Source organism: Actinacidiphila sp. bgisy167, assembly GCF_965342175.1.
GTDB lineage: Bacteria > Actinomycetota > Actinomycetes > Streptomycetales > Streptomycetaceae > Actinacidiphila.
In genome coordinates, this window is record NZ_CBDRBL010000231.1 from 1 (window position 1) to 623 (window position 623).

At 69.3% G+C, this 623-nt stretch carries 1 pseudogene; it reads right to left on the reverse strand.

The annotated features are described in order from the left end of the window. Window positions 1-506: pseudogene (locus ACRWND_RS30925) on the reverse strand (IS1380 family transposase); the annotation flags it as partial. Window positions 507-623 lie beyond the last annotated feature (117 nt).

The following is a 623-nucleotide window of genomic DNA, read 5'->3' on the forward strand; positions in this document are numbered from 1 at the left end:
GTGCCCGCCGCCCCCTCCTTGGCGCTGGTGCAGGTCACGATGGTCGCGTCCAGGTCCAGGACGTACCAGCCGGTCAGGGCCCTGCCGCACACCGATATCCAGGGGAAGCCGCCGGGACGCAGGGCGAGCAGCGTCCACACCACGCGACGTACAGCGGCGCGGACGCGCTCCACCCGGGCCGCGACCGGGCCGTCGATCGTCTCCAGCGCGCGGCGCAGGGTGCTGTCCGAGACCGGCCGACCGAACACCGCACGCCAGTGGTACTGGAGCTGCTCGGCCTCCAGGACGTTCGTCGCGCCGAGCACGATCGCACAGGCCAGCTGAACCAGCGCCATGCCCCGATCCCGCCAGCCCGGCCCGGCGCCCTTCGGCAACGCCGCACTCAACGCGGCGGCCAGACCGAACCGGTCGGCGACCTTCCGCAGCAGCACCACACCCGCATGGCCGATCAGGTTCTTGCCGTCGGCCCGCACGGCAAGCCGGTGATCCCAGCCGGTACCCTTCACCCGTTGGGTGCCTCTTCTCTGCGACGGTTTTGATCTCAGCAATCAGATCATTGCAGGTGGGAGGCACCCTTCTCCTGTTGGTGCGTCAGGTGACCGTCACAGCTGAATTCATGAGGT